This is a genomic window from Staphylococcus pasteuri (assembly GCF_003970495.1).
In the GTDB taxonomy this organism is placed as follows: Bacteria; Bacillota; Bacilli; order Staphylococcales; family Staphylococcaceae; genus Staphylococcus; species Staphylococcus pasteuri.
The window spans coordinates 1-9,418 of sequence record NZ_RXWW01000029.1; the positions used below are offsets into that span (position 1 = coordinate 1).

A 9,418-nucleotide genomic window follows, 5' to 3' on the forward strand; every position below is an offset into this window, starting at 1 on the left:
TGTATTGCGGGAGGCGGATTTGAACCACCGACCTTCGGGTTATGAGCCCGACGAGCTACCGAACTGCTCCATCCCGCGATAATATTATTTTTGACTACTTGATTATTGTACCATTATTAACTTAACAAAGTCAATACATTTTTTAATTTAAATTTACAATCTCTTAAATTTCAAAATGTTTGATACATCAAATTAGCTTTAAATCGCTCTCGCTTAACACTTTATTAGTATATTAATTTTAAAACTAATAGTCAATAATTATTTACAATTAAAATGTGTAATAATTAACTAGTTAAATCATTTTATAACAAAAGTGTGCAAATGGTCACAAAATCACTTGCCAACATCATCAAATTAAACTTTTTACACATGTTATAAATCTTAAAAAGAAACATTTCTTAATAAAGCTTATTGATTTTGCGACGTATCTACTGGAACATTCCTTCAAATTAATCCTACTAATATTGATTTAATATTCAAGTTTAGTGCTCTTTTAGCATTAAATTAACACTTATAACAAAACTCTTGAAGTTTATATCTGATTAAACTTTATAAATACCTCCCCTCCCCTGTGCTAATCAAATTATTGTGTCATTAGTCCTTGCATACGATCTTGTAAAGCGGTAAATGTCGTAAAACCATCTTCTTCCATGAAATGACCGCCTTCTTCAACAACACGAATATGACCTTCTAGTGTATCCATAAGTCTTTTTGTTTCTTTATACGAAACATGCTTGTCACTCTTTGAACAAAGTCCATAAAAGTAGTCTACTTTATTTTTGATAGTATCATAATCTATGGTTACATCTTGTAAATCTATATTTTCATCAATATCTTGAGCATCGTCTCTAAATCCAGCAATACTGAATAAACCTTCAATATTTTGATTCAAACTTTCAATAAATTTCAAACTTGCGATTGTTCCAAATCCATGTGTCACAAAATATGTATCTTTTTTCCTAACATTTATTTGATGTTGCATTTGTGTTACCCACATGTCTAGATTAGCAGGTGTATCTGCTTCTAAATTAAATAATGTAACCTCATAACCTTCTAATGTTAAATTATGTCCTAACCATTCATACCAATGGTTATGTGCATTGCCTACACTTGAATGAACTATTATTACGTCTGTCATTATTATCAAACCTCACATTATATAATTTAAAAAATAATCATGACTCATTTTACTTTATTTTATAATAAAAGCACTTTAAAAAGATATATTTATCCCTTCAAAGTGCTTAATTGATTTGTTAATTGATCAACTTTAATTCTTCTAGCATTTCATCAACTGCATTATGTCCTTGTTGAATACAATCTGGTAGTCCAACTGCTTCAAATGGTGCACCAGTAATTTTTAAACGTGGATAAGTTCGTTTAATATGCTGTTGTATTTCTCTAATTTGCTTAATATGACCTACATGGTATTGAGGCATACTCTTAGGCAAACGATTAACAATGGTAAATTCTGGGTCACCTTTGAACGTCATCATCTGTTGTAAATCTTGACGTACAATAGATACAATTTCTTCATCTGTATGATCATCAACAACTGTATCTCCTGGTTTACCAACATAAGCTCGGATTAACACTTTTCCTTCTGGAGTTGTAAATGGCCATTTTTTTGAAGTCCATGTACATGCTGTTATGCTTGTATTACTTGTTCTAGCAATAACGAAACCTGTTCCATCATAAGTATTTTCAATATCCTTTTCATCAAATGCAAGTACCACTGTTGCTACTGTCGTTGAATCCATTGTATTGAAATAATCAAATGCTGGATCATGGTTAAACCAGTCCATAAAGACTTGTTGTGGTGTTGTTACTAATACCCCATCATAAAATTCTTTTTTGCCATCGACAATTACTTGATAGTCAGTTTGAGATATAATAATATCTTCAACCTCTGTATTATATTCAATATTGACACCTTGTTTTGTTACAGCTTCAACTAAAGCCTCTATGAACGAACTAAGTCCGTGTCTAAATTGCTTAAATTGACCTTTAGGAGCGCCTGGATATAGTTGGCGTTGTTTAATACGTTGTTCCTTCTCATCTTTCATGCCTTTGATTAAACTACCAAAAGCTTCTTCTTTTTCTTTAAAATTAGGGAAAGTACTCATCAAACTTAAATCATCAATATTGGTACCATAAATGCCACCCATTAGTGGCTCAATTAAATTTTCAAGTACTTCATCACCTAAACGCTGTCTAAAAAAGTCACCTACTGAAATGTCATCTTCAATCTCTATAGGCTTTTTAAATAGATCCAGACCTGCTCGTAACTTACCTAATGGAGAAATCAATTTTGTTTTTATAAAAGGTTTTATATCCGTAGGTATTCCCATAATAGAACCACCTGGGATAGGATATAATTTATTTTTAGCATAAATGTATGATTGACCTGTAGTATTCGTAATCAAATCATCGCCTAATCCAATCTCCTTAGCTATATCAGTCATAATAGTTTTTCTACCTAAGTATGATTCGGGTCCTAATTCAATAGTATAACCATCTTTACGATACGTTTGAATTTTACCACCTGGACGATTACTTGCCTCATAGATAGTAACATTTAAGTTAGGATTTTGTTTTTTCATATAGTAAGCACTTGTTAAACCGGTTATACCTGCTCCGATGATTGCTACATTCTTACTCAAAATCATTCACGCTTCCTTCTATTAAAATACTGTTTTAATTTCGTCTACAATCGCACCAATAAATAATGGATGCGTATTAGGCATCTCTGGACGATAGTATTTTGCACCTATGTCATCGCACACTACTTTACATTCATGGTCATTGTCATATAACACTTCAAGGTGTTCGCATACAAATCCTACTGGCGTATAAATAAAATGTTTATATCCATGTTCATTAAATAAATCTCTTGTTAAATCTTGAACATCAGGTCCTAACCAAGGTGTACCTGTATTACCTTCTGATTGCCAACCTTCTGCTACGTGGATAATATTTGATTGCTCTTTTAATTGTACTGCAGTATCATGTAACTCATTTGGATAAGGGTCATTATTTTTCTCAATTAAACCTTTTGGTAAGCTATGAGCTGATACTACTAATACAGTGTCATCATGTTCTTCTGTAGGAATTTGTTCTAATGTGTGATTGATTTGATTAGTCCAAAACTCTAAGAATTTAGGTTGATGGTAATAATGTTTTACATGATGTAATTGAATACCATATTTTTCAGCTTCTTCTTCTGCACGTTCATCATAAGATCCTACTGAAAAACTTGAATAATGTGGTGCTAATACAACAGTGACCGCTTCAGTAATTCCATCTTTATGCATAGATTCAACCGCTTCTTCTATATACGGTGAAATATGTTTTAGCCCTAAATATAATTTAAACTCTACATCTTCATAAGATTCATTTAATGCATCTCTTAATGCTTCTGCTTGTCTGTCTGTTGTTCCAGCTAATGGAGATAATCCCCCAATAAATTCATAACGATCTTTTAAATCTTGTAGCTCGTCATCTGTTGGTTTTTTACCATGTCTAATGTCAGTATAATATGGCTCAATGTCACTTTCTTTATAAGGTGTACCATATGCCATTACTAATAAACCTATTGTTTTACTCATTTATAAAACCACCCTTTAGTCTATTGCTATTACTTAATCTATTGAAATTCATAATGCTAAATTACTGATGTGTATAGTCGTGAACGAATTGGCTTACTTTACGTAAAGTTTCTGGTTGAACTTCTGGGAACACACCATGTCCAAGGTTGAAAATATGTTGTCCTCTTTCCATGCCTTGATCTAAGATATCTTTTAATCTTTCTTCTATTACATCCCATGGTGCTAATAATAATGAAGGATCTAAATTACCTTGTAGCGTCTTAGTTACACCAAGCTGTTGTGCTTGTTGTATTGATGTTCTCCAATCAAGTCCCAATACATCTATAGTTAAATCACTCCATTCATTGATTAAATGACTAGCACCCACTCCGAACAAAATAACTGGAACATCATGTTTTAATTTAATGCCTTTAACTAACTTGTCCATACCTGGTTTAATATATTTTCTATAGTCTTGAACATTTAATGCGCCGACCCATGAATCAAAAATTTGAATTAATTCAGCACCAGCTTCTACTTGTGCATTAGCATAATCTATCGAAACCGCTACTAAATGATCCATTAAAGCAAACCAAGTCGCTTCATCACTGTACATCATAGCTTTTGTTTGATTATAGTTTTTAGAAGGGCCACCTTCTATCATATATGAGGCTAGTGTAAATGGTGCGCCAGTAAATCCAATTAAAGGTACATTTAATTTTTCTTCAGTTAACAGTTTGATTGTATCTAAAACATATGGCACATCTCTTTTCGGATCTATCTGTGATAACTTTTCCACGTCTTGGACTGTTTTGATTGGATTTTGAATAACTGGACCTATTCCAGATTTAATTTCTACATCTACACCAATAGGTTTTAAAGGTGTCATAATGTCTTTATATAAAATTGCTGCATCCGTATTGTAATTATCAACTGGTAAATGTGTCACATAAGCACATAGTTCAGGTTGATGAGTAATTTCAAACAGTGAATATTTCTCTTTTAATTTACGATATTCAGGTTGAGATCGCCCTGCCTGACGCATAAACCAGACTGGTGTATGAGAGGTCTTTTCACCTTTAATCATTTTTAAAATAGTATCATTCTTACTATGTACCATATAGTCCTCCTAAATTAAAATCATTCTTATCTATAATAGCATATACTTAGTTATTTCGTATTTTAATGTGCTTAAATGTCATAAAAAAGACATAGTAAAATGTTTTATAAATTATTTGTATCTACCTAGCTTATCTCATAATTTTTCGTTTTGTTAAAGTGTATTAGTATTATAATTAAACATTTAATAGTAATGATATAAATTAATAGCAATTAATTTTAGTTTATTTTGTAAAAAATCAATCCATTTTTATACATTTATTTCAAAATTAAGACTTTGAAGGTAGAAAATAAAAATTTATAATCGTATAATTAATTAAAACAAGGGAGGTAAGGATCATGAATTTATATACATCGTATGGTACTTATGGTTTTTTAAATCAAATTCAAATTAATAATCCAGATCATAATCTATTTCAATATTCTGCTTCAGATACATCAGTTATTTTAGAAGAAACTGAAGGCAAATCTGTACTGAAGCATCCAAGTGCTTATGAAGTTTTATATAGTGTGGGTGAATTTAATGAAGAACATTTCTATTCTGCGCTCTTCATACCTTCATCTGAAGATCATAAAAATCAATTAGAAAAACAACTTCTTCATTTTGGTGCTCCATTTGATAACTTTGGTGGTTTCAAAAGTTATCGATTATTGAGACCATTAGAAGGTAATACTTATAAATTATATTTTGGTTTTGCAAATAGAAGTGCTTATGAAGATTTCAAATCATCAGATTTATTCCAGGAGCACTTTTCTAAAACTGCTTTAAATCAATTCTTTGGATATAGTGGTCAACATTCAAGTTATTTCGAACGTTACTTATATCCTGTAGATCATCAATAATAAAAAAGGTTGTCCTATAGCGAAGTAATTCAATTTCGCAAATAGGACAACTTTTTTAATCTCGTAATAACGTTTCTTGATATTTTAGTTTTTTAATTGTACTTCTAATAGTCAAATAGCCTACTAAGAAAAATACAATTGAGAAAAAGAATAATGTAGGATTCATAATTGAAAATGCTATTGTGAATACCACACCTATTACAATCATAAGTCTATATAGGAATTTTTCGTATCCTTTAATTACAATAGTATCTGGTGCTGGCCAAACTTGAGGCCAGAGACCATAAGCTTGTTGCGTATAAAACTGTGACATTTGCAATAGCGTAATATACATAAATAAACTTCCTATTAAAATACCTACAATAGGATGAGAAAGCCATATGATTAATACAACTGCGATTAACATTAATCTTATTATAATGCTAAAAGCATCTCTCCCTCTTACAAAACTTCTCATAAATAAATATAAGTACATTTGATTGGCATTAAATTTTTTGCCTTTTGGTACTGGTAAAATAAAATCTAAATAACTTCGACGTACTGCTGTCTCTCTTAAATGTTTAACATCTGTAAACATATTCACGAATTTATAATAATTCGTATGATGTCTTTGCTCAATCGCAATCATTCTTTCCCACGGGTATAATTGTTTAGCTACCTTACCTTTTAGTACAACAATTAACACTGCCATTGCAATCGTAATTAATATCCCTAAATAAGAATGTAAGCCTAATATTATATAAAAATTAAGGCTTAAAATAATGAAAAAACTCACATTAACTATCCAAGTAGATACACCTAATTGATATAAACACCATCTTAAATGCAATACTAGATATGGTGTTATTAATGCAACTAACGCAAATGAAATATAATATTGAATATTACTTTCACTTAATTGATAAAATAATGGGAACGGAATAATAAGAATAAGTAATAACATCATTATTCTAGTGAAATAACTATAATTAATACTTAATGTCATGTATCGTTTCATATATTTTTCAAATGGTAATAGAAAAATTTGGTCTGCTTCTTTTAATAATGTTCTTAATGGAAATAATGATAACAAGGCGATAATAATACTTGTAATCAAAGCATAATCAATATGTTGAGGTATATGCTTCAACCATTCGCCATACCCCATTATAAAAGCACCAAATAATATTAATAAAAATACTGTAAAGTGACCATTGAAAATGAATTTATTATAATAATTCTTTTCCTTTCGAATCGCTTTCTGACGTTTCCTGAATAATGTAGTTGCCTCATTAATCATTGGCATTTCCACCTTGAGTGACGTGAATATAAATATCATCTAGTGTGTGTTCTTTCAATCCTGTTTGTTCTCTTAACTCTTCTAAATTACCAAATGCTACAACTTCACCTTTATCTAAGATAATAAATCGATCACAATAACGCTCTGCAGTAGCTAAAATATGTGTACTCATAAGAACTGTACGTCCTTCATTTTTCTTTTCTACCATTAAATCGAGCATTGATTGTATACCTAATGGATCCAATCCTAGAAATGGTTCATCGATAATGTATAATTCAGGATTCACAATAAATGCACATATAATCATGACTTTTTGTTTCATACCTTTTGAAAAATGACTTGGAAAAACTTTTAATTCATCTTCAAGTCTAAATACTTTTAATAAAGGCTTTGCCCTTTCCATTGCTACTTCATGTGTAAGACCATAAGCCATCGCAGTCATTTCTATATGTTCTTGTAAAGTCAATTCTTCATATATTACTGGTGATTCAGGAATATATGAAAGTTTTCTACGATATTCTTCTATATCGTCATTTATATTTGTTTCTGAAATTGATAGTGACCCTGATGAAGGCGTTAATAATCCTAACATATGTTTAATTGTAGTACTCTTCCCAGCACCATTTAAACCTATCAATCCAACTATCTCACCTTTATTTAATTCAAAATTGATATCTTTAATAACTGGTCGTTTTCCATAACCACCTGTTAGATGTTCTACTTTTACTGTCATAAGGCACCTCCACGAAAACTATTGTACCAAAAATTATGTTTTACTCCTAAAATTAGCTATGAAGAATGACGTTTTTTCCTAAGTAATGCTATAATGTATTTTAAGATGAAACGAAGAGGAGTGTTATCAAAATGTCTGAAACAATTTTCAGTAAAATTATTACTGGTGAAATACCAAGCTTTAAAATATATGAAAATGACTATGTCTATGCATTTTTAGATATTTCTCAAGTTACAAAAGGACACACATTATTAATTCCTAAAAAAGCTTCTGCAAATATTTTTGAAACAGATGAAGAAACAATGAAACATATCGGCGTTGCGCTACCTAAAGTAGCGAATGCAATTAAAAAAGCATTTAATCCTGATGGTCTTAATATTATTCAAAATAATGGTGAGTTTGCTGATCAATCTGTATTCCACTTACATTTTCACTTAATTCCTAGATATGAAAATGATATTGATGGTTTCGGTTATAAATGGGAAACACATGAAGATGAATTAAATGATGATGCTAAAAAAGAAATTGCTGCTCAAATTCAAGCCCATTTCGAATAATCATGCATAATCTGTATTAAAATGGGTATAAGATGAATAATACTATTATCCGAGATATAAAAGTGAGGAGAATTATAATGAAAGTAACACGCGTATTATTTGGTATTGGCGTAGGTGTTGCCGCAGGTTTCGCAGTATCTTTAAGAAATCGTGATGACCAAAGCGTTAAGAACAATACTATTGATGGTAGCCAACCTACTGGCGCTCAATCTGAGTTACAACGTGAACTTGAAACTATGAAACAATCATTTAACGATATTTTAAATTATAGTTCACAAATTAAAAATGAAGGTACTGAATTTGGTAGTTCAATTGGTGACGAAATCAAAACTTTAATTGGTAACTTCAAATCTGATATCAACCCTAATATCGAAAAATTACAATCTCATATTGAAAATTTACAAAATCGTGGCGAAGAAATTAGTAATACATTTTCTAAAGAGAAATAATTTTTTGTACTATAATGTTTCCCCTATTCAAGAATAATTATTTGGATAGGGGTTTTTATTTTATTAATAACTTTGGAACATAAGTATTAAATTAAGAATGTTCATTTAATCTAATCTGCAAATAGATATTGACTTCATACAAATTTCAATAGATAATACGAATCATATATTGATTAAGAAGTGAGGCATGACTCATGTTTTTATGTACAAGACAAATTGATATTCATGAACGTTTTGGCATACCTAGAATTGCCTTCATGAGTATTGTTGGTACTATTATAATGTTTTTAGTTAGTTATGAAATCATGTATTTCTTTAGTGATACACCATTATCTGACAAACATTTTCTTATTGTTTTAGCAATTACATTCTTTATGTATCCACTACATAAAAGTGTACATCTGTTATTTTTTATTCCTTATTATAAATCTTTTAGAGTACATAAATTAACGCGAAGAAAATGGATTCCATATTTTAATACTTACGTTAATACACCTATTCATAAAATTTATTTTTGTATTAATTTGATTTTACCTTTCATTTTAATATCAATGTTGTTCATCGCTTTGTGTGTGAAGTTCCCGCAATATGGACATTATTTTATGTTTTTATTGGCACTTAACTTTGGTTTTTCTATTTTAGATTTAATGTATTTAAAGATACTTATTTTCTCTAATTATGGAAATTATATTGAGGAACACCGATCTGGTATCCACATATTAAAGAAAGAGAAATTTGTTACAACAGTATAATGATCTTTATATTAAAATTGGACCCTCTCATATGGTCCAATTTTTATTTTATATAACAAAATTATTCATATGTTTTTTAATAAAACTAGTACTATAGTC

Annotated in this window: 10 protein-coding genes and 1 tRNA gene; 4 read left to right on the forward strand and 7 right to left on the reverse strand. The window is 30.1% G+C overall.

Annotated features, from left to right (window positions below):
* Positions 1–4: 4 nt before the first annotated feature.
* The 5 genes from CD121_RS04155 to hemE all read right to left on the reverse strand — a co-directional run bounded on the left by CD121_RS04155 (position 5) and on the right by hemE (position 4,707).
* A tRNA-Met gene (locus CD121_RS04155) sits at positions 5–78 on the reverse strand.
* Positions 79–583: 505 nt separating this feature from the next.
* Positions 584–1,138 carry an RBBP9/YdeN family alpha/beta hydrolase gene (locus tag CD121_RS04160; protein ID WP_070454043.1) on the reverse strand — a complete coding sequence of 185 codons (555 nt, stop codon included), beginning with the start codon at positions 1,136–1,138 and terminating at the stop codon, positions 584–586.
* A gap of 118 nt (positions 1,139–1,256) precedes the next feature.
* Positions 1,257–2,663, reverse strand: a complete 1,407-nt coding sequence (hemY, locus tag CD121_RS04165; protein ID WP_185817742.1) for a protoporphyrinogen oxidase — start codon at positions 2,661–2,663, stop codon at positions 1,257–1,259.
* A 21-nt stretch (positions 2,664–2,684) separates the two neighbouring features.
* Positions 2,685–3,608 (reverse strand): ferrochelatase, encoded by a 924-nt coding sequence (gene hemH, locus CD121_RS04170; RefSeq protein ID WP_126567501.1) that lies wholly within the window; start codon positions 3,606–3,608, stop codon positions 2,685–2,687.
* A gap of 61 nt (positions 3,609–3,669) precedes the next feature.
* Positions 3,670–4,707: a uroporphyrinogen decarboxylase gene (gene hemE / locus CD121_RS04175; protein ID WP_126567502.1), complete on the reverse strand. Its 1,038-nt coding sequence runs from the start codon at positions 4,705–4,707 to the stop codon at positions 3,670–3,672.
* A gap of 338 nt (positions 4,708–5,045) precedes the next feature.
* Here hemE and traP point away from each other — a divergent pair, with 338 nt between their 5' ends.
* Complete coding sequence (gene traP / locus CD121_RS04180; RefSeq protein ID WP_017638297.1) at positions 5,046–5,549, forward strand: signal transduction protein TRAP; 504 nt, start codon at positions 5,046–5,048, stop codon at positions 5,547–5,549.
* Positions 5,550–5,604: 55 nt separating this feature from the next.
* Here traP and ecsB read toward each other — a convergent pair whose 3' ends face one another.
* A complete protein-coding gene (ecsB, locus tag CD121_RS04185; RefSeq protein ID WP_126567503.1) occupies positions 5,605–6,828 on the reverse strand; it encodes an ABC transporter permease EcsB in 1,224 nt (407 codons plus the stop codon).
* On the reverse strand, positions 6,821–7,561 hold the full coding sequence (gene ecsA, locus CD121_RS04190) for an ABC transporter ATP-binding protein EcsA (protein ID WP_017638295.1): 741 nt from the start codon (positions 7,559–7,561) through the stop codon (positions 6,821–6,823). The genes ecsB and ecsA overlap by 8 nt, the downstream gene beginning before the upstream one ends.
* 131 nt (positions 7,562–7,692) lie before the next feature.
* Between ecsA and CD121_RS04195 the strand changes: the two genes are divergently transcribed.
* The 3 genes from CD121_RS04195 (at position 7,693) to CD121_RS04205 (ending at position 9,319) form a co-directional block, all read left to right on the forward strand.
* Positions 7,693–8,118: an HIT family protein gene (locus tag CD121_RS04195; RefSeq protein ID WP_017638294.1), complete on the forward strand. Its 426-nt coding sequence runs from the start codon at positions 7,693–7,695 to the stop codon at positions 8,116–8,118.
* A 77-nt stretch (positions 8,119–8,195) separates the two neighbouring features.
* Positions 8,196–8,567: a YtxH domain-containing protein gene (locus CD121_RS04200; protein WP_017638293.1), complete on the forward strand. Its 372-nt coding sequence runs from the start codon at positions 8,196–8,198 to the stop codon at positions 8,565–8,567.
* Between the two features lie 194 nt (positions 8,568–8,761).
* Complete coding sequence (locus tag CD121_RS04205; protein WP_029056283.1) at positions 8,762–9,319, forward strand: DUF3267 domain-containing protein; 558 nt, start codon at positions 8,762–8,764, stop codon at positions 9,317–9,319.
* Positions 9,320–9,418: the final 99 nt, after the last annotated feature.